Here is a 23,981-nt window from a genome sequence, read left to right as displayed (position 1 = left end):
AAATAGATGGCGAAAATGCGATAAAAAGTAACGAGTTATTACAGAATAGTTTTTAAATTAATAACTAAAAAAGAAGATAATAATAAAATCACAGTGTTAAGCCATCAGTGTATGACATGATTAAATTGTCATATAATGACTAAAAATAAATAATTCTCATTATATTCAATAAAATACAAGTAAAAATACGTATATTTAATCACTAAAGCAACAAATCAATTAATAAGATTTATCTTTATTAAAAATACGTATTACTAAAACACACCTTAATTACATTCTGTTTCAATTGTCAACACTAATAAATATTAATTTTTAATAAACTAATTGTAATAAGTTTTATTAATTATTTAGATTGTAAGGTGTTTAAATGAATATAAAAATGTTTGTTATTTCATTGTCATTGATCTCTTTTGGCGCACAAGCATTGATTATTAATGAAAATAATCCACCAGAGTATCAATCTTTTAAATCAAATTATTCTGATATGATTGAGTTGGCTAATAAATCACGTTTACCACATCGGGTATTCTATACTTCACCAAGTACAGGCAAGAATGCACTATGGTTTGATGCTGTAAAACATGGTGATTTAAATGAAGTTAAAAAGATGCTTGCCAATGGTCAAAATATTGAAGCAAAAGACACGGGAAGCCTAGAACAAACAGCTCTAGGATGGGCTGCGTTTATTGGTGATGAAGAGATGGTAGAATATCTCATCTCTCAAGGTGCAAGCCTTTGGGCTACGGATAAAGACAATGTTTATAATGTTTTTAAATCAGCAGTCTTAGGAAATAATGTCAATGTGGTAAAAAAAATTCACGACTTAATGAGAAGCGATATCGAGCTCAATAACCAAAGAGTAGAAGACGATGGTGAAACATTTATTATGATTGCAGCCAGAAATAATCGTCTTGATACTGTAAGATACCTTATTTCTAAAGGTGCAGATGTTAATCTTGTTACTACAACGCAAGATAAATCATTATTCTCTTATAACCACAGTGCGTTAAGTTATGCTTGCCAAAATAATCTTAAAGATATGCAGAGACTGTTGATCAGAAACGGTGCTATAAATCATATAACAGGTACAACATCCTGCCATTAAATACACAAAAGCCATCCTATAATAAGATGGCTTTTGTTCTATTATTCATTGAGTTTTGAGAAATAGAATTTTAATTAAAGCAACTAAAAAACGATTCAATATATTTATCAGAATTCAATATAAACAATACTACAACACTATTTTTAAACTACTTTCTTCTTTCTAAATATAACTATCTCACTTGGCTGCGTTATCGACTGCTTATCCTCAAAAACCATAAAATCTGTTTTAGTGGCTTCTAAGATAAGACTTTGAGGTGTAACACCAAGTATATAAGAAATAGTAATCAATTGATCTACTGTTATTTTTTGATGCCCATCTTCTAATTGAGAATAATGTAGCATGCTTATTCCCAACCTTTTAGACATCTCATTTTCTGTTATTTTCAATTGTCTTCTTATCATTTTGATTCTATTCCCAACTTTGGTGTTAATCATCCCTTTACTCTCCTTCTTTTATTAGATGATTACATCGATAAAACACCGAATTATAGTTTATAGACCATCAAACTATAAACTGAAAAGACTTAATCATTAGTTGTTGGATAACCGTAACATTACTTACTTTTATTAATTCTGTTAATAAGGTTATTCCGATATTTAAAATTTAAAATAATTTACATATCTATATGTTATTTTAACATCCGTCAAATTTAGAATAACACAATAGTATTAAATATCGAATGTGTAATTAATAAATATCAATGAGTTAGATGATTTTTAGTTGTGATTTTATAGAAGAAGAGAGATTTACTCTAAAAACCATAGATACAATCAATGTTTTTTATGCGGACATATTTATTATTAATAAACAATAAATTTTATGAAAATATAGATTGGTTACTTATTAGATAAAATAAATTAAATATTTATAATATTTATAATATTTATAATATTTTCATTCTTTGTTTTTTATAAAAATTTTCAATACTAGTATATATCTACGGTTTAAAATAAAACCGCAAGTATTTTATTTTTTCTTTAATTCAATTTCCTCATCATAAAAACGCAATTTTATGGGTTCATCATCTGCATCTTTAAAAATTAAGCGCAATTTTATCGCTGTCTTACTTGGAATATTTACATCTTCTTGAATACCACCTAAATATTCTACAAAATCATCAGCATCTTTAGCATAAATATTTTTCTTTTCATTTAAGCTTGTTAAACGGATAAGAGAGTCAGAGTTATTTTTAACAGCAAGAGTGACTAAATAATTATTTCCACCTATAGACTCAACAAAAAGCGTTCTAACTGTTGTGTATTTTTTCAGGTTATCTTTATCATAAATAATGGCTGCTCCGTCTACACTGCTACCAGATTGACGTTCTTCGTCAATTCCATCCATTAATCCAGATAGGTCATCTTTACTTACAATAGTTAAATTAGACGTGAAGGTTTTACCTCCTCTTTTATTGCACTTGTTTCTTGGGGTTCTGTCGCTAATGCAGCTGATGAAAAAAGTAATGTTATGCCTACTAAATGTGTTTTCCTCATTATGTCCCACCTATCAAATTAGGACTTACTTATAAAAATAAATATAAACTTATTTTTCCTTCTATGAATTAATGTAATATAAATAAATCATAATCGTGAATTAGATATATCCTAAGTACAAAAAACACGCCTTTTATTTAAATAATAATTTTATAAAAAATAAAAAACCTGATTTCGATTAAATATCGAAATCAGGTTTTTTAATCTACTGAATAAACGCCCCCAATTTTATGGAGTCACCTTCAAATTTGAAGTTTTTTCTAAACTATATCGATTAGAATCTGTAAAGGCTAAATGGTTTTGGATCTAAAACAGGTTTTTTACCAAGTAATAAATCGGCCGTTAACTCTGCTGATACTGGGCTTTCTGTCATACCCCAACCTGTTGCAGTATTAATCACTAAACCTGGGTACTCTTTAACTTCTGAAATAATTGGGTTCTCATCTGGTGCGATAGCCATTGCACCACTCCATTGATCAATTAATTTCGATTCTTTAAAGGCTGGGAATTCTGCTTTTAATTTTTCTAATGAAGCATTTAACTCAGGTAAATCAGGCAATGCAGTCATATTTCTAAATTGTTCAAACGGAGAAACTTCATCTAAGTTCCAATGTGTTGATTGCATAAATGAATTGATTAATTGTTCATTTAAAGAAATATGCACAGGGAAATCAGGTAGAGCTAATAATGGCAGATATTTATAACCGTAAGTGAAGGATTCTTTCACTACTGGCGCCACAATAACACGAGGAGAGGTTGCATAAGTACCATCAGCTTGTTCACGGAAGAAAATTCCCCCCGGTAAAGCAACGTTACCACCCGGTGCCGTTGGTGAGCCACTGATTAACTGTTGAGACTGATATGCAGGCAGTGTTGGAACATCAACATTGAGATTTTGCATAAATAGGCGTGACCAAACACCACCAGCAACAACAACTTGAGAAGTTTTAATTGCACCTTTCTCAGTGACAACGTCAGAAATCACACCCGCTTGCGTTTCTAAGCCACGAGCCGCACATTGAGTGTAAATTCTAACGCCCATTTTTTTGGCGTATTCAGCCATAACAAAGGTTGCAACTTCTGGATCGAAGCTACCTGAATCTTCTTCAAAGCCTGCAATTTTCCAATCTGTTGTTGCACCACGAAGACGTTGATTTAATTCAGCACCTTCAATAATTCTGGTTTTAAATGGAATATCTGAGCCAACATTCTTACTTCTTTCATCAATCCATTTTCTTACGTTAACTAAATCTTCTTCATCAAAAGGAACTTCAACGCGACCTTGTGTTCGATAAGTAGTATCAACACCTACTTTTGCATTCATTTCACGCCAGCGATGTTTGCCTAAATGGTGTAATAAGAACGTTTCATCAGGCATTTTATAGCTAATCGCCTGACCATAGAATCTTGAAGATTGCTCACCGGCGATGTTACCTTTCTCAACGATCACAACAGATAAACCACGTTCTACGAGGTTAATCGCTGTCATAATGCCAAGAATACCAGCGCCAATAACAACAACATCAGCTTGTTTTGGTAAAGCACCTTCAGTACCTTCAACAAAGCCATGTCTTGGCGTACCCGGAACAAAGCGCCCTTCGCGAGTTAACATTGGTGTCAAAATACCCGCACCAGCAGCAACAGCCACTACTGTTCCACCAATGATAAATTTTCTTCTAGATATCGCCATTTTACACGTTCCTTTTACTCAATGAATTATTAGCATTAAAATAATAACGATATCTTATTTCATTTGTAAACTATTAGTAAAGTATTTGTAAATCTTTTCATCTGTTTTTTTCTTAAAAATCCGTACTATTTAATTTACTTATACAAACAAGGGGATTAATTATAACTTTGTTTTTTATCGATTATTTAAGCACACTAAGTAAAATGAGAGCATATCAAACTAGTTGTTTTCTTGGTTTTTTCATCAAAATATAAAATTTTTCACTATTAAAGACCTACAAACCATCTGTTAAACATAGGTTGATTACACATTCAAACTACAAATAAACAAGCTGGATAAAATAAATTGGTTAACAAATAATCCACAAAATCACTAATGTTACTAAAACAATAAATTGAATACATAAAAAGGAGATAATGATAAGAAACATAACAAGGGAGTGGTTATTCAATGGTGATTCAGAAGAAAATAAGAAGATAGTTGGAATGACCATACTTAAGATCATATTTATCTCTTTATATAACCAATTTTTAAAAAGAGAAATAAAAAAATATTAAGTTAAGTGCTCACCTATTTATAACAAATTTATTTTATGTGAGAATTCATCTAAATAAAAAAAATAAGAAGCAAAATAAATGGCTAAAATTAATAATAGTTCTAAAGAAAAAGCCTATGCGGTAGCCCTTTCCTTTCGGTTGTATCTCGAATTACATTCGATTCCAATAGCCTCACAGCCTCTAAAAAGCGCTCAGCACAACGTTCAACTGATGACTTAAATAAAATTTTTTCAAAAGCTTTCTCTACTGTTATTAAATAACCACATAAAATTAACTAAAATACTCCCCCCCTCTAATATCAAAAATAATTTTCAGAATAAGTTATATGTAAACAATTATCATATTTATAAACCTCAAGATATTGCTCACTATCTCTTACTTTAGGATTTCCATAATAAACTGGAAAATCTAATTTATCAGTATACTCTCTTAATTGTTGATATGCTTTATTCCAATCATTAATAAGACAAAATGTCACACTACTATTTCTAAATCCTCTATCAATAATGCCATCACCAGTAAAAAAATAATTATTTGATATTCTAGGTACTGATTTAATCACAGAGGAAGTATTAAAATAATAATAAAAAACATTATATTCAGTGTAGATGTAACCTCTTTCTTTTGTATTTTTAATATCTTTTAATATCCAAAAAATAAGAATGAAAAATAAAGTCAGTAGAAATAATGTAATCCAATATCCTTTTTTCATCTTTTCTTCCTACTGTCTTGGTATTATTAATATTATATTTAAAACCTTATCACAGTAGCTCTATAAATACTGAAATACCGTGGTTTTTTGTGCTTAAACAGAATAGTATCCTCGAAATGCATTGAACGATGACAATCAAGAATATAAATTCTATCAAAACACATATCTCATTGAATGGAAAACAGGGGTAAAGAAAACACTATTTTATGATAGAAATCTGAATAACCAATAGATTAATCAAATAACCATTTAAAAAAATTAACTTATTCTTATCGGATACGGATCATCATCCATCGTTTCAAACAAGCACTGCAAAATGGAGCCTTCCATTCTCACTAACCTCCAATTAACTCATATTATTCTTAATCAACACTCTTATTTCGTCATTAACAAACAAAAATACTGCTAAAAACTAATGTAATTTATCTAATTATTTGATTTAGGTAAAACGGTTTAAATCTTTTAATAAATAAAAACTGATAGATAATAACTATTAATAATCTATTTTTGATCGCTCATATCGATCTTTAAGTATTTTTACTGTAATCTCTTTTAAAAAGAGGGATTAATATGAGTTCAATTAATATTGTTGTAGGTCAGAGAATTAAACAGAAAAGAAAGCAGCTAAAAATAACAGGTATCGAGATAGCAAGAAGGCTTGGTATCAGTCAGCAACACTATTCGCGTTTGGAAAATGGGCATCTTAAGATAACCGTCGATCAGCTTATTGCTATTGCTTTAATATTAGGAATATCGCCACAAAGTTTGTTGATTACACCCGAAATAATGTCACCAATGCTAAATGCTTGGGCTGAAACAACTTTGTCATCAAATGAGATTGTTGTTTCAAGAAATAAGAAACGCCGTAATCTTAGATAAGAATGCAACAATATTGTTTAGCGCTATCTAATTTAATATTTAAACTATTTTAGTTAAAGAATATCGCAATTTTTCATCTTCTTTTATTTAAATAAAACCTCATCTATTTATAAAATCAATCGCTTGATTTCTTTGTTAAAAAAAATAATCAATTATTAACACCTTGTAAGTTAAACGTATTTAATTGAATATTTTTAGTATTAGAGATTTTATATCCGACCCCTCATTAATAATATAAAACAAACAATATTAATTAACTCTCTATAGATAAAACCATCTCAACATTACTCTTTATTAAATCTATTTTTAACTCATTTTCATTTATCTATTGAACATAATCACAAAAATCTGAATTAAGTTAATTTTGCGAATAATCTTATTATTTTTCTTGTCGTTTCTTATAGTATTTTATTGCTGTTATTAATATGATATTCTTAATTGTTTTTACGTTTAAAGTACTCATATTGTTATCATCATAATGTGTTATTTTTTTACAGTGAATTTAATATTGTAATATATCCTTAGCAAATCTATTTTTTTAATTTACTTATTGCTATTTTACTCTTTCAATTAGCTTACTAAGCTAACATAATGAAAATAAAAATGAATAAAAGCATCATAGTGTTACCACTTAATCATAGGAATATATAATGAAATCATTATCTTCAAAATTACTATTCTTGTTTTATGCATTATATGCATGTAGCACTTATGCTGATGAAAATCTAAATGCAGCCTATGCAAAGTTACTAGCTCTTTCATTGACTGATGATATTAGCGCGTCAAAACTAAACTCAAATGAACTTAGCTATGACAAATATTCTTTACCCTATGAATTCAAAAATCTTTATGTAACAAAAGATTATTTCTTATCTATGAAATTAAACGGTAACTATCTTAAAATTAAATCCTCACCAGCCAATATTGACTCTCTAGGTAACCTGCGTGCTCATTGGGATGTTTTTAGCCTATCTGCTACCCCAAAAATAACCTACCCAATAAATGAAAAATTTAGCATAGAAAATGAATTAGAATTTGGTTATTCAAATATGAATAATAAATCTTCATTTCATGGTAATGAACAAATGAAAGAGATATTGCGTGAAGAGGGTTTATTAGATTGGAGCATAAATACATTTCATATAACACCAAAACTTGGGCTAAGAAATAATAACAAATTAAATAACAATGATGAATTTAATATATATGGTCATATATCATATATGTTTACTAATAGCTTTGGCAATGAAAAAAAACTAAACATCAATAATAATACAGGGACATGGTCTATTGGTGGCGAATATATTATGAATGACCTAATTAACTTAAATGGTGTAAATTTTAATTTAATTTTATCCAATGATATTGGTGGATTCTATGGAGAAGGCTATAGAGAATTATCATTTGGTTTTATTAACAATACTTCATTTGCATTAGAAACTCCTATTAAGTTTTATGATAACCAAGTGAAAATAAAAGCAGGGATTGGCTATCTATCAAGTGACAATGCTCATGGCATCGCTTTCACATTAGGAATTAGATAGGTTCAAATTCTGATAGACATCAATAGATATCAGAATACCGAAGGCTGATTTCATAAGGGCTTTATGGATAGCTCTAGTTGTTGAAATATTTGAAAATAGCATGCCTTATCAAACGTTGTATTACTTTAGTATTTCTTTATGAAAAAATGGAAACGTACAAGAGTATTTCTGGGAAAATAAATTATTAATCTAATCATTTTAGTACATCATATATTGTAGAGATAATTAATTTCAACCTGAAGTTTTATGAAGTAGCAAGACTAGTTTTGGCTAGTAGTAAAATATCAATGACATAAGGTTTCGTGAAATGGCATTCATGGAAATACGTTATCAAATATTATCATCCAAACGTTTACAATTGTTAATATCTCCCCAGTAATAATCTTAGGATCCCTTAGGTTTTTGGCATTAAAAAATGTTAAGATTTGTCAGGGTTCAACGTTTATTTTTGTCGCTATCCATCTCGCTTTTATGGGTTTTCTAACGTGTCCGAAAATCATCATTATTATTCTGCAAATAATCAGCTATTCCACATAAAAACTAATTACTTTTGGGTTTATATTTAGCCCTGTAAACTCGTTTTTCACCATTAACGCACTCTAGGATAAACACCTCATTTACTGATCCGATTCTTACTTTAAAGTATGTTCCACTATCAACGTCAATCACTGTTGGGTAAGCATTACTGAAATTAGAAATTACGGTCTTCGCTATTGATTTGCATTCAGTAAATAATATTTTAGAACTATCAGATTTATCCAAAATGGGCGTTTTGCTATCTGGGATTTTATTCGCAACGGTCATCTCCAATAACTCTAAAGGAGTGTAAACAACATCAGACTCATCCTTAGTCATACCGAAAAATGGGATTAACATACATAACCATATTATTTTTTTATGTTTTCAATCCATTAATGTTATCAATAAATGACTTAATCAAGATCATCATCGTGTTGATGCAGGTCTTTTTTGTCGTATAAAAAACATGATCGCTACTGCCCGATTATAGCCTAATAGAAAACAGAGCATGCGTGCAAAATTGATGGCGTTTTAATGATAACGACACAAACATGACACAAGGAGGAAATCTAGTTGAATTTAAAGGAGAATAACTGCTTGATTTTAAATGGTACGCCCTACAGGATTCGAACCTGTGACCTACGGCTTAGAAGGGCGTTACATACTGATTTCATTGGGTTTTATATAATTTCACAAGATTTCATCTTTTTGATTTATAAGGATTTATATACCTTGCATGATTTCAGCTAGTTTCATATCATTTCTTCGTTACTTGACCCGTTACTTGACCCGCAAACAACCCGTAAATGGAAATTAGTTATGGCTAGCGTATTACTGACTGATAGTAAAATACGAGGACTGAAACCAAAGAAATCTGCGTATTATACTTGGCAAGCATCAGCGACTAGAGGAACCGGACGCCTTGGTGTAAAAACATATCCATCAGGAAGAAAAATTTTCGTCTACCGCTACTTCAAAGATGGAAAAGAGAAATTTATATCGCTTGGTGATTACCCTAATTTATCACTAGCAGATGCTGCAGTAAAATCCGTAGCAGCAGCTACAGAATCATCATCCCCTGAGAAAATTAAATATGAACACGCCACAGTAAAACAGCTTTTTGATGACTACATTGAAGATCAGAAACGACAAGGCAAACGTTCATATGATAAAACTCAAAACAGACTAAATCAGGTTCTAGATAGTAAACATATTGATGCCTCTATGCCTGCAAAAGATGTGACTCCAGATCATATAAAAAGAATACTTTCTGAATTTATCTCCCGAGGTGCTTTGGCTGGTTCAAACAAAGTAAGAGCAAACCTACATACGGTATTCAACTTCGGTTTGTTTGCCGATAATGATCCAGCAAAAATAAACGAGCGTGTTATTTATGGATTGGAACGAAATCCTGTCACTGTGGTTCCTAGACAAAAAGGTGCAGATAAAGCGTTAGATAGATTTCTATCATGGGATGAGTTGAAGCTATTATTAGAGCTATTCAATAAACCCACCATCGAATGCCCTATTAACTCAGATTATGCGCGTCTATTTCTATTTTGCGTTTATTCCGCGGGACAAAGACCATGGGAAATTCTGGCTAATACTCGCGACAATTGGGATAAAAAGAACAATACATTAACGGTTCCACCCCACATTTCAAAAACAGGCGATTATCATGTGATCCCTTTGGTTCAACCTGCCATTGATATTCTTAATATCCAAGAGCTATTGTATCCAACATCTAATTATCTTTTCCCTGCTGATACTAAAGAAGGACATCTATTAACATCTGAATACGCTAAACAATTAAATAAATTTTGTAAGAAAAATGAGTTTGATAAATTCACGCCTAGAGATGTAAGAAGAACATTTAAAACATTGGCTGGAGAGATGGGGATTAGTTCTGAGTTAAGGGATATGGTACAAAACCATAAAAGACCCGGCGTTTCTCAGAAACATTATGACAGGTATGATTATTTAAGAGAAAAACGAGAAACGCTTGATGCATGGTGTGAAAAACTATCATCGATAAAAGAAGAGTAGTATTCCATACTATTCATTATCATAGATACAAGTAATCACAAAGCCTCATATGAGGCTAATTTTTATTAACTCTAAATAATTCTTAGATAATCATAATCCATATTTTTGAGATGTTTTTATAACGATATATCCCCCACCGATGAATCACTTTACTGATTTATTAATTAAAATAAAGTCCCTTTTACCCATAAAAACCAATTTAAATAATATTTTACTAAACTAAACCCAATATAAAACAAAGTATAATTCAATATCGTTATACAATATATATAAAAAAGACAAAAAGATAATTTAAAAAAGTATTATGTTTTTACTCTTCTTCTAAGAACTAACACCTTGTTCCTGTTATGTAAAAAAGATATTGTTTACCGTTACTATCCCAACGTGATAAAATAAATATATATATAATAACTCATAATACAACAAAGGTAATTTATGAAAAAACACCTCATTAACATTATGTTATCATGGATGATAATTAGTAATTGTTACGCAAATAACTACTATATCGAAAGATGCATAAATGATGCCATCTATACGAGTGAGATGTGTAATTGTTTATATGAAGAACAATTAAAAGATATAAAAAAAGAAGATTTACTATACACAAAAGAATACATAAGAGGATCTGATGAAGCTAATAAATACATGAATAGTTTATTTAAAGCTGTTCAAGAATGTAAGGTGAAGGTAAACAATGTACTAATAAGTAAAAAATAAAGACGCCACATTAAATTTAATGTTGTAAAAATGAAAACAAAACCAATTATATTTTTAATTTAAAATAACTTGTAAAGAACAAAATTAATAGTTATTCTATTTATTAGATATAGCGGTTATATCTTTAACCAATTTATTATTAAATATTTAAAAGAAATAAAAACATGAGATATTCTTTATTATTACTAACGTCATTACTCTCCACTGGATGTCAAGAACGAGTTATTTATTCAGAACTATCCCCGAGCGAGAAAATTCAATACCAAAATACACATGATAGAAATGCAAATGTATTGAAAAAATGTTTTAGAATATCTAATGAATCAGAACGCTTCAATTGTTTTTTGGATAGTAATGATGAAGATTTTGATAGAATTTATTGATAATAAAGAAACCCCACTTCAAGAGTGGGGAGCTAATATATTAATAATCTTATGTATACATAAGATATGTGAATATTTTCACTATAAAAAGTAAATAAAAATAAACCATAATGAAACCCAAAATTCATTTCATCATAATACATCTATCATAATAGTATTTCATTTTCACCTAACCCGAATTGTGCTTTCATCTCCTCTTCTTTTTGTCTGCGTTCCTCTTCCGCTTTCTGCGCTTCTTCCATCTCACGCATTCTCACGTTATAGATTGATTGCTCTGGCATCTGTACACGAACAGAAATAAAACGACCATCAGGGATATCAATTGGGTCGCCATCATTATAGCTGTCAATATCATTACGGGCGAACTTAGGTGCATTAGGATGAGTGCGGTGATACGTTTTAACGAGAATAGAACCGTCTTTATTAACTTCAGAGTTAACCCAAATAAGTGGTTGTTTATTTACATCGAGTGGAATTTCAATACCGCCATCAACACCGCCCCATCCTGCATCTGAGTTAAAACCCAGCACACCTTCGATAAGATATTCACCCTGAGATACTCGAGTAACCGTAGCGCCTTCTGATTCGTCGTTAGTTATGAATGTGCCATCGGAGTTGATGTTAACGATTGGAGAAGCTTTTTTGATGAACCCTTGAGGGTCCGTTGTGGTATTCCTAGTTCCCCACATTGTGTTACTTCTAACAACATTTGCACCTTTACTATAATATTCAGCAATAAAATCAGCATTCCCCGTAACGAACATTCGAAGTGATGCATCTTCACTCTGCTTTATTGATATACCACCACCATAACTACCGAAATGATTTGAATCACTCCCTGCTCCCATTGCCATAAATTGGCTGAATAGAGTACCTTTTAATTCATCATTAGTGACTCTTGGAGCGATCCCACCGATACCATAATCTCCAACCAGCATCATTGTACCCTGTTTGATTGGCACATTTATGTTATAGCCCTTTCCATTAAATGAAGCATAAAACGATGGGATGTTATTAAATGCCCTCAAACCAAAATAATCACTTCCTTGAATGGCATCTACATAAGGAGCTCTCACTCCACCCGAAAATAGTTGAAGTGCTGTCGTTGATTTATCGGCCTTATTTTGTATATCCCCCTGCATTTTTTTAATACTATCGAGAGTGACAACTTCACCATTTGGCATTTCAATTTTTGTCTGCCCAGTTTGAGTCATCCATGTGTTCATTGCATCAAGGAAATACTCAACATAACTATTAATAGCGACCATAGTTCTAGCTGCGTCGCTGTTATTATCAGGTTCAGTGATATGAATTGAAAATGCTGTGTTAGTTGCTGTGGCTAATGCCGGTTGTGCTAATACTAATTCAGTGTCGGAATTAACGGATTTAATCATGTAGGGAATATTAGTATTCCCCGATTTAATTAAAATAGTCATTCCAATATTAATGGCTGGATTATTATTTTTAAATTTAGTGCCAGTGCCTTTGACAATAGCAGACCCTGACACAGTAGAGACTGTGCCTGTTGTGTATATCATTTTTATTTATTCCTGGAATTTAGATATAAAAAAACCGCAATATGCGGTATTTAGTCTTCGAGCATTGAAACGTCTATCATTAGACCCTGTTGCATTAATCCGGAGCCCTCCCTACTGGGTGGCATACTAATCCAACCATCTTCTTCACCCAGAAATTCATATTTGTACTCAAAAGTTAGCCCCCCTAAATCATCAATAACAACATAATGTTCAATATATCTGTTAAATGCCCAAACCTCATCCCAAGTGACCGGATCAATATAACTACGTATGTTTGTATTGTGATAATAACTTAGAGATCGCGTTTGAATCATTCCATATCGATGCCCTGCTTTACCATTAATTCGAAATTTTCCCTTACCCGCAGAATCCATATTTACATCATAATATTTTTCAAATGCGACAAGCTTAGCCAATGATGAAAATTTTACTTTACCGTCAGCGTCATACACCTCAAAACCAACACCATGTGTAGGAATTTCGACTTTAGATATGGGCGCTACTAACCACTGCCCACTCAGTGCATAAATAATGGGAAACTCATCATAAGGGCCTGATGCTGTCGTTACCTCAGACGGAAGAAGTTTCTTTAAAACACACATCGTCTCCAAACTATCTGTGAATTGAGTTAAGCGATTTTTTGTGTATATTTCAGCACCAATCATATTACACCGCCCATACAACTACATGATTTGAAAAACTATCATTTGTCTGCGTTTGCCCACCTCCCCCTCCATTTTGCTCCCATCGATAAACGTTATAATCACAACGATAATTTAACGTAGTCCCGCTCACTGAATAACTAGTTCGTTCATTTGGCCCCATCTTGTGGAATGAGTTAGAGAATATAGAGCGATAACGGATCCAAAAGTGGCAAACTATTTCCCCACCATATGAAATTTCAGGAATAATCAATGAACCATACTGTGATAATGGCAAATCAAACTTTCCTAAATAACGAGGAATGATAGTATCTTCACCAATAATTAACCGCCCTTTTTCATCATAAATTTCTAATCCCATCCCCATTACCACATCCCCATTCTGATCCGCATTGTGCCGTTTTTATCAAACAAGCGTTTTAATACGTTTGTTTCAATCCAGTAGCCCTGCGAGTTATTTCCATATTTTATTTCCTCCCCTGTGCGCATATTTAATTGATAGCCAATTTTTTTATCATTGCTGAAATTAGTTGATTGCAATACATCAGCAATTTTTGCACTGGTGATAGTGGCATCACCAATAAATGCCTCTCTAACAAATAGCTGTCCATTTTTAACCGCCATAAACAGTTCCATCTTGCCGTTTACTGGGTTATACCACGCGAAATTATTAGCGTTATAGCCTATAAAACTTTCAAGCTTGCCATTCTTAACTTGAGCACTAATAACTTGTCCTGCTGCGTTATATTTCACGTTGTTATGAACAATCGTGATATTGATTGAGTGCGTGACAACACCGTCGCCCGTTTGACTAAACTCGGCCTGCATTTTTTGGTTAATCATGCCCTGCTGTTTGCCGAATTGGGCTTGCACTTGCTCCTCTGATTTAGCCATAGCTTTATTTGTTTCAGATATTGCCTCTTTATTCGTCGTAACATCAGCACGAATACGACCAACTTCTTTATCTGTATTGCCTAACTTCTGGTTGGTGTCAGCTAAATTTTGGTTAGTTGTTTTTAACTCTGTGCGGATCTCCGTAGTTGTTTGACTGAAAGCTTTATTTAGCTCAGTAATTGACGTTTGAGTCTCTTTAATTGAAGACGTGTTATCACCAACCGCAGAGTAAATTTCTTTAACTTCCTGCGCCCATGCTTCGTTATCCGTTGCACGAACTTGCCATAGCTCTTTGATCCCAGCTTGTGATTGACCGTGTTTCACTAACAAACTGCGTGATAGTTGAGAGTCAGCATTACTAAGAATAATTGCTGTCTCAGCATTCCAACCCAAGCGTTCACTGAGTTGCCGACCGGCTTCTGATGACATGAAGTGCCCATCAAGCTCTGGCAATATCGTACCTACATCAAACTCCGATTCCCCCCGAATAAACTCAGTCCACTCAGATTGATTGCCTGTTTTATCCACCAGCCTTGCTCTAAAATAAAAAGCCACTCCTGCCGACAAACCCGCCATTTCATAGGTTTTAGATGGGTAAGGAACATCAGATAACAACATCAGGCCTTCACCATCATTCGTTTTGCTGTACTGAATTTCAGTTTTTAATGTATCACTGGTGTTTTCACCAAATCCCCAGTCTAACTTAATGCCAAAGACTAATGGTGACGCTCTAAAGTTAACCGGCTTTGGTGGATTTCCTATTTTTCCGGTTAACGTTTTTTCTTCAGAATATCCCCATCCGCTTGAGATCTCAGAAGCATTAATGGCTCGAACACGGACTAAGTATCGACCGGAATAAACATTAGGAACCTCAATAGAGTTAATGGAGCTACGAGGCATATTGACCCAGTTACCTTCGTTTCTACGCCATTGCGCTTCATAAGAGATTGCGTTTTCAACTTGTGGCCACTGTGCTCGCATCGTTTCAATGCTAACGCCTTGGCTTACAATGGAGTAAGAGTCGATGACAATGTTTTTCGGGGCTTGCTGGTTATTAGGAGGAATAACACTAATGGGCCTTTCATCAATCAATGCGCCAGAATCAACATGTTCATATTTACTGGGATCATGCTGAATGGCGGTAATAGTAAATTGATTAGATTCATTTTCTGTAACACTAACAACGCGATATTGTTGTGCATACAGCTCTTCTGATTCGACAACCCAAACGCATTCTGTCTCTGGTGTCTCACTGTACTCCGTTGTAACCGTGATCACTTTCCCTGATACTGTTTGTATCGTTCTTGCTTGCGATTGCCCTGAAGGAAGATTGAGAATTAAACGATCACCACTCACAGCACTTGCAACACGATCTAACGTGATATTTCTGCCATTGATGGCACTCACTCGACCGCCAGTGACTTTTCCTGACAATAGTTCATCAGCAACAGCGATAATGTAACCAGGTTGCGGAATGTTCCCATCTAACCCGACAGAGAATGTCACCATTCTATCTTTATTGTTTGTCAGTATTCCCCAGCGCCCTTTTCTGTTTGCTTCACTTTGTCGGGTGCAACCAATTGCGGTAACTTCTAATTGATTAAACCCAAACCGAGAAACTAAATCAGGTTCAAACACTGGCTCCATTGCATCAGCATATCCATTCTGCGGATCTGAATACGAAACCAATGCTGTGGAATACTTTTCTTTACTGCTACTGCTTGAATAAATAAATTTGCCATCAATCACATTGGCTCGGGTATAGCTATAATCAATATCACGAGGCATATCCGCTAATGTCACAATCTGACCGCCCCCCCAATAGGTCATTCCTCGAAAGATGGCCGCAAAGTCACGTAACACGTTATACGCTTCATTTCTATCTTGCACATAAACATCACAGACATAACGAGGTTCGGTGCCATCACCACCTTTCCCATCGGGTACCAATTGATCACAATACTGCGCTATACGGTATAACTCCCATTTATCAATCTGTTGTTGATTTATTCGTTGTCCAAGACCAAATCTATCGGAGATGACAATATCGTAGAAAACCCATGCGGGATTATTGGTCCATGCCCATTTAAAGGAACCATCCCACACACCCGCATAGGTGCGATCAATAGGATTGTAATTTGAAGGTATTCGGATTATGCGTCCTTTCGGTTTGCACGTTATTTGCGGAATAGAGCCGTTGAATTGTTTAGAGTCGAATTCAATATAAAGTAACGCTGTATGAGGATAGGTGAATTTAGCATCAATGACTTCAGTGTAACTTTGCAAAACAACCGTATCACCAATTTTACTGCTATTAGCATCATTAGAGACTTTTCTAACACGTAGTGACCATGATGTTGTCGATTCAGGTAAATCAATTCTGTGTGCTCTCTCATAACCTGATGTCGTTTTTCCTTTCACAGCACTATCAATAACGGTTTTCCAACTACCACCATCAGTTTGTAAATCAATGGCGTATTTAACTTCATTACCCACCAAATCCCCATTATCTTCTTGCTTGAATAATGAAGGCCACTTTAGACGAACCCGAATAGCCGATAATTGTGAATTGGTAAATGTGTGAACCCACGGTGTTTTACTCGAAATCGTTGAACCAACATTGATCTCATTTTCAGCGCTAGGTAATCCTTGAATATAAGTCTGTGCTTGTGTGCCTGGTCTAAAATCCCACGTCACACCACTAAAATTTGCATTTCCTTCAGTGTCTTCTAACGGTGTGCCATCAAGAAAGATATTTTGTGCCGTTAACTCTCCTGCAAACTCTCCCTCACCCAAGGCAATGAGTAACTTTGCTTTAGCAATAGATTGTAAATCATCAGGTTGCTCAACAGGCACACGAGGACTACCACCGCCCCCTTTTTGACCGTGAATTGTTTTTCTCATTAGATTATTCCAAATAGATTTATTGCTGATCTTCTACATAAATACCGGCAGAAATGATGGCACCACCAATAGTTCTTTCGCCATACAGCACTGGCACAGGGTAACCTTGAGAAACGATATTAGTAGGAGAGCCAAATGCATACGAAGGTTTGTTTTCGCCCTGATCTTGCATTGCAAGACCTTTCGGTTGAGGTGAAAGCATTTGAATAACACCGCCAATAGCGACTGATGCGCCAACAGCAAATAAAAGGTTACTGGCCCATAATGCGGAACCCCAAGGTAGCCATATAGCGGCAGCAACAAGGACGGCACCAAAAATAGTCTGAAAAACACCACCTCTTTTGCTCCCCATCACAATGGGAACGATACGAATAATTTCTTCTGATATCGGGAAATTAAGATCATCAACACCAATATTCTTTTTCCCTTTAAATACAGCGTATGTTAATCCACGTGATTTACTGGTATTTAAATACTGTTCAAATCCATTTAAGGTACAACAAAGTGCTCTGATTGCTTCTGATGTTGTCGTAATTATGCGCTGATGAGTTTTACCAAATGTTTTGCCTAATATTCCGCTTAACTCTATTGTTACCATTTTTTCTTCTTGCATAAAAACTCCATAAAAAAACCCGCACTTGGCGGGTTATATTTAAGATGTTTGAATGATTAATGATTTACTTTATTTTCAAAATCTTCAGTAAATTTTGATCTTAATGATTCTGGAAAACCGTTTGTTATAGCGTTTATATCCATCTTATAAAATGCTATTAACTGTGCTCCGTTATATGCAGGTTTTGATTTTTTCATTTCTTCGACAAATTTAGTTACTGCTTCTTCATCAAATTTCAGTCCATCACTTCCTCTAATAACAAAATTAGAAGCAGACCATTTACCTATATCAAAAAATTCACTTTCAATTGATTGATTATTTATTTGTTGATTATTAGTAAGAGATGATTTACCTCCTCTAATTTCTTCAACAATAGCGCCACAGCCTGCAAAAATAGAGCCTATTAAAGTTAAAAAACAACCGATGGACATAGAAACTACTGCATTAGGAAATAATCTAACAGAATCATATTCCGTTTTAATATTCATTAATATTATCAATCCGATAATTATACTGATAACACCAATAGCAAATGTAAAAAAACCAAATTTTTTCATTATCACTCCATATCAGTTTTTATAATTAAACGTGAACATGTTAATAATTTGATAATAAGAATGAAAGGCAAATATAGAAATAAATACTTTTTATTTAATTAATGATAAATGACGCAATATAATAATTGTTCTATCTCGCCAATAACCACCATAAGGAACTCGTTGGCTTAATCGCCCATAAAGGTGATGCAACAACATACCATCATCCAGAATAATACCGGCATGATTTGCAACATTGGATTGAACCTGCATAACAACCATATCACCTGCTTGTGGTTCACCTTCTACTTTTACAAACCCCGCTTCTTGCCAATTATCCATATAGCGATCCTCACCTTGCTCCCACCACGGATAATCAACACGATAATCAGGTAATACAATATTATGTGTCTGCTTAAAATAACTCATTATTAGGCCCCAACAATCCGTAAAACCAAGTACAAATGGACGGCCAATAAGAGGAAGTTCGCCTCGAGGAAGAATTTCACGAAAATCCCCCTCGGGGTAACTGACAATATACCAAGGGATACCCAGTGCATCACATTGAGCCTGATCTAACTCAGAAGGTTGAGTCGTGGCATCTGGATGACTATGAACAATACCAATAACGACGCCTTGGTCTTCACATAATGCATATTCTTGAGGAGAAATAACGAAGTGTTCTTGAGGTGTTGTAGCTACATTTACGCAAGGTAAATATGTCTTTACTCTGGATTTTTGTACGATAACGCCACATGCTTCTTTGGGATATTCCTTTTTTGCATGAGAAAATATCGCCTTTCGTATTTTCTTTTGCATCATTATTATTTCCGTAACAATGAGGTTCCGACAAAGCCACCAAAAGGAAGAGGATTATTTTTACCAAATCGCGGTACACACCCCGTTTTCAATAAACCACTGCACTTATCTAGTGATGGATCGTCAACAGGATTACCCTGTTTATCAAAATAACCATTTTGCCCTGCATAATCACACCCATCTCCCGATTTATATTGCCCACGTAAACACCACGTACACATTGAATGTAGTTGCCGAGTAGGTATCATCACACCTTGTAAATCCATTGGACTCGCCAGTGTAAATTCAACAAATTCATTTATTTCTGCACTTTTACTATCAATATAAAAGACAGACACTCGCTCTTGGGTAGGATCTGCAGAAGCATTTCCATCACTAAAATTTTCTGCATCGAGATAATGAGAAAGTGTATCGTGAATAACCACTTTTGCTTTCAACATATCATCATAATGCAGGCATAATGCGGTTATTGAGCTATCTAAATTAGCCACTGACAATTTAGGATTAGCACTAGATCCCGTTGTAGAGGACTCTAACCCTTCTATTTGAACTGGCCATGCCCCATATTCATTCCCTTGCCACCAAATGGACTTAGCCTCTATTTCTCCTTTAGCCTTTTGCATTTCCTCTTCCGTGATGGGAATATTGTATGCATGGAATCTCAGAATATTAGGAACACCAAATTCTGTACCATCAACTTCAAAAAGCCGGACAGTATTGCCCGGCTCTAATTTTTGATAATCGGCTGTGATCATGATTTAAATGCCTGAATAAAAACCAAAGAAAGGGTGTAATTTCCTGCACCGTTCGGAATGAGTTTGTGTTCATCACAACGATACAATCCAAGTGGCTCAAGAGGCGGTTTCCAGAAAAATGACTTTATTCCTGCGTGTTTATCAATAAAGTGACGAATAGCTGAAATATAATTTTCATCACCCACAAACTCCATTGACCATTTCTGACTGCGTGAATTTAAACCATTGCCAGAAACTTGTTCATAACCATCCCCAAACTTGACTTTCCTTGTGTTGTAAGAGACATCTTCAGTCGGATTTACACGCGGACACCAAGTGAATGTTTCCATTTTTAACGGCCTCCTCGAGTTGCATTCCAAATTAAACCACCCGGCCTAATATCTTTAGACATTAACTCTCGGTAACGGCTATCAACAAATCGGCCAATCTCCGCACCAAACTGCTCGAATCCATTCGTTGATTGAGTTTCTGAATTACCGTTACCGTCAATGGTAATGTAAACCTGTGGTGCTGAAGGAGCGCCTTGATTATTACCACCAACAACTCTAACCCCTAAGTTGCCATCTGCAGTTCGAGTTAATGGCATTATAGCCTCACTCCCTGCCTCGCCCATGAGTCCGAGATTAGGCGCGCCCCCCTTAGCAAAGGCAAAATACGTGGGTGAGCTAACGATTTGATTACTATAAGAACCAAGGCTTTCTGAACTATGTACCCCACCTTTAGCGTGGGCAACACCACCTAAAAATCCACCAACAGCGCCCATCCAACCACCAGCACCGGCCATTGTATTAAGGCTATTCACGATTGCCGCATTAATGAGTACATTCTGAATAGATTTCAACACGCTAACAGACCAATCTTTCCAGCTGGCTTTATTGCCATTTAATTTATCGCTGATCGTGTCAACCATTCCTCCCATTGCATTTTGAACAACAGAGGCTGTTTGAGTAGCGTAGTTACTGCTTTCTTGAACCCAATCTTTCATTCCACGTGTTATTCCTGCGGTCCAGTCAGATTCAGCGAGAGCAATACTTCGATATTTATTTTCCAATGCATCTAATGCTTTAGATCTGGCTTCAATATCTTCTGTTTTCTTTGCAGATTCATTGTAGATACGGTCTATTTGCTGGCTTTCTTCAAAGTAGCTTTTTTCTCTTGAACTCATGCTATTGGTTTGAGTCGCTAACGTAGCTTCATCGTTAAATTTGACCGTGGCTTCTTGCAGTTTTTTGCGAGCGTCTTCCATATCACGATGCTTTTTGACGGCATCATCTGCTTTTTGCGTCCATTCTGCGAGAGCAATAGATGAGCGTTCAATTGCTTCTCTTTGCTTATCCGTCCATTTAGCCCCATTTTCATGTGATGCTGCATAAAGAGAGGCGGCTTTTTCGCCTTGTGAAGCTCTAACCTTCTGAACCTCTGTTGCCACACTTAAATCTGCTATCTTCCGCTCATATTGTTCTGCGGTTCTTTCTGCTTCTTTTTGCGCCTTTTCATAGGCGCTTTGTGTTGCCTTTCCTGTTTGAAGAGATTCATTTAGCTTTTCTCGATTTTGAAAAGCAGTCACTAGGTTATTAATATATTTCTGGCGATTTTCGGCATGCTCAGGCGTGTTGGTTAACCCCACATCATCGGCAGAAAATTCGGCTTGTTTAATAACTTTAGCTTCACCCGTTAATGAAGATAGAATTTTCTCTCGTTCAGAGTTATTTATTAGCGTCTGCTGTTTATCATCTAGTGGTGCATTAGGAATACGCATAGGAATATTGACTAGTGCCTGCCGAGTAGCGAGCATGTTGTTACCAATATTCATGATCTGATTGAACTTCGTTTGCTCAGCATTCATAAACAACAAGGCTTGATGAGCTTTGTTTTGCTCTGAAGCCTGTTGTCGAATTAAAAATACTCGTTGTTCTTCAATGTTTTTTAATGCAGACTGAATTCCCGTCGATTTCTCTTGCATTTGAATGAGGCGTTCTTTTTCTGCTGCAAGATCTTTTTCAGCTTCAGCTAATTGATTAACAACATCAGCTTCACTAGTTAGATGATTTATCATGAAATCACCCATCTTAGGACCAGGTGATGCAAGTATCTGCTGGTAACCTCTAATTTGTTTCTCTAGATCATCAACTTTACCTTTTTGCTCTGTAACTAGCCTATTTTGTTCAGTGAGTGAATCGTTCGTTTTATCGTAATTGTCAGATACATCAGGAAGAGACATCTTTCTTAAATTCTCTTGTACCTGATTAATAGTTTCGGCATATTCCCGAGCAGAACGCCGCGCTTCCTCTTGATTCTGATACATAATGTACCAAGCAGAAGCACCTGCCATAACAAGTCCGGGGATCCCACCTATTAGCCCCATAGCACCGCTCATTAATCGAGATCCTGTCGATGTGATTCGATTAAGATTCTCTTGAGCAGTACGCCTTGCTGATATATTTCGATTTAATGTTGCTTGCGCTGAAGCTAATCGACGCTCAGCCAATGCTTGTTGCTCAGCACTTTGTGCTGAAGCTCTAGCTTGCTGTGCTCGATAGACTGCTGCCCTTGCTCGAGCCGTTGATATTTTAATACCTTGTAACTGAGCTTGAGCTAAGGCGATTTCATTTTTTGTTGCACGCGCAACCCCAATGGTTGCATTTGCCACACTTGTTGTTAACCCACCAAAATAACGCGCCAGACCTAGGCCAATTAACACGCCAGAAACAGAGGCTATACCATCAATATTGTTCGCGATCCCCTCCATTGCGGTTGATAGTGTGCGAGTAGCGCCTGATGTTTCATTAACATTGCCAATCCATGCCATGAACGCATTTTCAATCTTCTGTGCAGACCCACTTACCGTGGCTGGCAATTGCTCAAACTCGGCTCGTAACTGTTGCGTATTCGTCAGGATAGGAACAATTTTATCCATCGTGAGCAGTCCATTTTGCGACATTTCACGCAGACCACCAATCGTCGTTCCCATACCATCAGCCAGCATTTTTGCTAATCGACCACCATTCTCTATGACAGCATTAAACTCTTCACCACGAAGAACACCCGAACCTAATGCTTGGCTTAGCTGTGTAATAACAGAGCTGGTTTCTTCAGCACTGGCGCCAGAGAGTTTTAATGAAGTTGCAATGGTTTCGGTAACTTTCACAACATCACTTGAGGCATAACCCGCATCACGCATGGATTGTGCAACACGGCTGTATAGATTCGTATTCGCTGCAATCGATGTGCCCGTTCTTTGGCTCAACGTCATTAACTCTTGCTGTGCTTGTTTAAAATCTTCCAGCGAGGTAGACGCTAATTTTAATCGACCGCTGAGTTGACTCCATGTGTCTGCATAATTGATAAGTTGCTGTGTTGCAAAAGCTCCTGCAAATGCACCCGCAACGCCTGATACAGTATTTTTAATGGACGATAATTCACCATTTAGATCATGAATAGCGCGTTGCATTTCACGAGATGCACCACTGGCACGTCTCCCGCCTTGCTCAATGATCCGATAATAGTTTTCTCCCATACGCGAAGCCCGCGCTATTTCAGATTGAAACGAGGAAGAATTAGCAGAAATTTTAATAATCAGTTCACGCAGTTTTGCCATTTTATCCTCGC

20 protein-coding genes are annotated in these 23,981 nt (G+C 35.2%); 4 read left to right on the top strand and 16 right to left on the bottom strand.

The features are described from left to right. The first annotated feature begins 367 nt into the window (after window positions 1-367). Window positions 368-1,105 (top strand): ankyrin repeat domain-containing protein, encoded by a 738-nt coding sequence (locus GWJ01_RS12110; protein WP_193528583.1) that lies wholly within the window; start codon window positions 368-370, stop codon window positions 1,103-1,105. 143 nt (window positions 1,106-1,248) lie between these two features. Here GWJ01_RS12110 and GWJ01_RS12105 read toward each other — a convergent pair whose 3' ends face one another. From GWJ01_RS12105 to GWJ01_RS12085, 5 genes are all read right to left on the bottom strand, one after another. After that, window positions 1,249-1,542: a helix-turn-helix domain-containing protein gene (locus tag GWJ01_RS12105; protein WP_109392790.1), complete on the bottom strand. Its 294-nt coding sequence runs from the start codon at window positions 1,540-1,542 to the stop codon at window positions 1,249-1,251. Window positions 1,543-2,074: 532 nt separating this feature from the next. Beyond that, the gene (locus tag GWJ01_RS12100) at window positions 2,075-2,452 is read right to left on the bottom strand and encodes a hypothetical protein (protein ID WP_109401481.1); all 378 of its coding nucleotides are present in this window, start codon (window positions 2,450-2,452) and stop codon (window positions 2,075-2,077) included. 423 nt (window positions 2,453-2,875) lie between these two features. Beyond that, entirely contained in the window at window positions 2,876-4,291 is a 1,416-nt protein-coding gene (locus tag GWJ01_RS12095) for an NAD(P)/FAD-dependent oxidoreductase (RefSeq protein WP_109392788.1), read from the bottom strand. 349 nt (window positions 4,292-4,640) lie between these two features. Then, window positions 4,641-4,796 carry a hypothetical protein gene (locus tag GWJ01_RS12090; RefSeq protein ID WP_157957591.1) on the bottom strand — a complete coding sequence of 52 codons (156 nt, stop codon included), beginning with the start codon at window positions 4,794-4,796 and terminating at the stop codon, window positions 4,641-4,643. A 350-nt stretch (window positions 4,797-5,146) separates the two neighbouring features. Further along, a complete protein-coding gene (locus GWJ01_RS12085; protein ID WP_109401480.1) occupies window positions 5,147-5,560 on the bottom strand; it encodes a hypothetical protein in 414 nt (137 codons plus the stop codon). Between the two features lie 570 nt (window positions 5,561-6,130). Between GWJ01_RS12085 and GWJ01_RS12080 the strand changes: the two genes are divergently transcribed. Then, window positions 6,131-6,439 (top strand): helix-turn-helix domain-containing protein, encoded by a 309-nt coding sequence (locus GWJ01_RS12080; RefSeq protein ID WP_109392786.1) that lies wholly within the window; start codon window positions 6,131-6,133, stop codon window positions 6,437-6,439. A gap of 650 nt (window positions 6,440-7,089) precedes the next feature. Beyond that, window positions 7,090-7,983: a hypothetical protein gene (locus GWJ01_RS12075; RefSeq protein ID WP_109392785.1), complete on the top strand. Its 894-nt coding sequence runs from the start codon at window positions 7,090-7,092 to the stop codon at window positions 7,981-7,983. Between the two features lie 540 nt (window positions 7,984-8,523). On the opposite strand, the gene GWJ01_RS12070 is transcribed toward GWJ01_RS12075, so the two are convergent. Then, window positions 8,524-8,859 (bottom strand): hypothetical protein, encoded by a 336-nt coding sequence (locus GWJ01_RS12070; RefSeq protein ID WP_109401479.1) that lies wholly within the window; start codon window positions 8,857-8,859, stop codon window positions 8,524-8,526. 462 nt (window positions 8,860-9,321) lie between these two features. On the opposite strand from GWJ01_RS12070, the gene GWJ01_RS12065 reads away from it, so the two are divergent. Next, window positions 9,322-10,548 carry a tyrosine-type recombinase/integrase gene (locus tag GWJ01_RS12065; protein ID WP_161711132.1) on the top strand — a complete coding sequence of 409 codons (1,227 nt, stop codon included), beginning with the start codon at window positions 9,322-9,324 and terminating at the stop codon, window positions 10,546-10,548. A gap of 1,249 nt (window positions 10,549-11,797) precedes the next feature. Here GWJ01_RS12065 and GWJ01_RS12060 read toward each other — a convergent pair. From GWJ01_RS12060 to GWJ01_RS12015, 10 genes are all read right to left on the bottom strand, one after another. After that, window positions 11,798-13,189, bottom strand: coding sequence for a phage tail fiber protein (locus GWJ01_RS12060; RefSeq protein WP_161711131.1), 1,392 nt, complete (start codon window positions 13,187-13,189; stop codon window positions 11,798-11,800). Window positions 13,190-13,239: 50 nt separating this feature from the next. Then, window positions 13,240-13,854: a hypothetical protein gene (locus GWJ01_RS12055; protein WP_098943252.1), complete on the bottom strand. Its 615-nt coding sequence runs from the start codon at window positions 13,852-13,854 to the stop codon at window positions 13,240-13,242. Between the two features lies 1 nt (window position 13,855). Beyond that, complete coding sequence (locus tag GWJ01_RS12050; protein ID WP_202611207.1) at window positions 13,856-14,218, bottom strand: hypothetical protein; 363 nt, start codon at window positions 14,216-14,218, stop codon at window positions 13,856-13,858. After that, window positions 14,218-17,649 carry a host specificity protein J gene (locus GWJ01_RS12045; RefSeq protein ID WP_161711130.1) on the bottom strand — a complete coding sequence of 1,144 codons (3,432 nt, stop codon included), beginning with the start codon at window positions 17,647-17,649 and terminating at the stop codon, window positions 14,218-14,220. The genes GWJ01_RS12050 and GWJ01_RS12045 overlap by 1 nt, the downstream gene beginning before the upstream one ends. A gap of 19 nt (window positions 17,650-17,668) precedes the next feature. Next, complete coding sequence (locus GWJ01_RS12040) at window positions 17,669-18,262, bottom strand: tail assembly protein (RefSeq protein ID WP_237585717.1); 594 nt, start codon at window positions 18,260-18,262, stop codon at window positions 17,669-17,671. Between the two features lie 56 nt (window positions 18,263-18,318). Then, window positions 18,319-18,819 carry a hypothetical protein gene (locus GWJ01_RS12035; RefSeq protein WP_161711129.1) on the bottom strand — a complete coding sequence of 167 codons (501 nt, stop codon included), beginning with the start codon at window positions 18,817-18,819 and terminating at the stop codon, window positions 18,319-18,321. 90 nt (window positions 18,820-18,909) lie between these two features. Further along, window positions 18,910-19,617, bottom strand: a complete 708-nt coding sequence (locus GWJ01_RS12030; protein ID WP_161711144.1) for a C40 family peptidase — start codon at window positions 19,615-19,617, stop codon at window positions 18,910-18,912. Between the two features lie 5 nt (window positions 19,618-19,622). Then, window positions 19,623-20,372 (bottom strand): phage minor tail protein L, encoded by a 750-nt coding sequence (locus GWJ01_RS12025; RefSeq protein WP_161711128.1) that lies wholly within the window; start codon window positions 20,370-20,372, stop codon window positions 19,623-19,625. Then, window positions 20,369-20,701: a phage tail protein gene (locus GWJ01_RS12020; protein ID WP_023582503.1), complete on the bottom strand. Its 333-nt coding sequence runs from the start codon at window positions 20,699-20,701 to the stop codon at window positions 20,369-20,371. Before GWJ01_RS12020 ends, GWJ01_RS12025 begins: the two co-directional genes overlap by 4 nt. A gap of 2 nt (window positions 20,702-20,703) precedes the next feature. Beyond that, window positions 20,704-23,970: a phage tail tape measure protein gene (locus GWJ01_RS12015; RefSeq protein WP_161711127.1), complete on the bottom strand. Its 3,267-nt coding sequence runs from the start codon at window positions 23,968-23,970 to the stop codon at window positions 20,704-20,706. Window positions 23,971-23,981 lie beyond the last annotated feature (11 nt).

The sequence above is a fragment of the Proteus sp. G2618 genome, from assembly GCF_009915995.1.
Lineage (GTDB): Bacteria > Pseudomonadota > Gammaproteobacteria > Enterobacterales > Enterobacteriaceae > Proteus > Proteus terrae.
The sequence above is the reverse complement of the archived record's forward strand: the minus strand, read 5'-3'. Positions and strand labels throughout refer to the sequence as shown.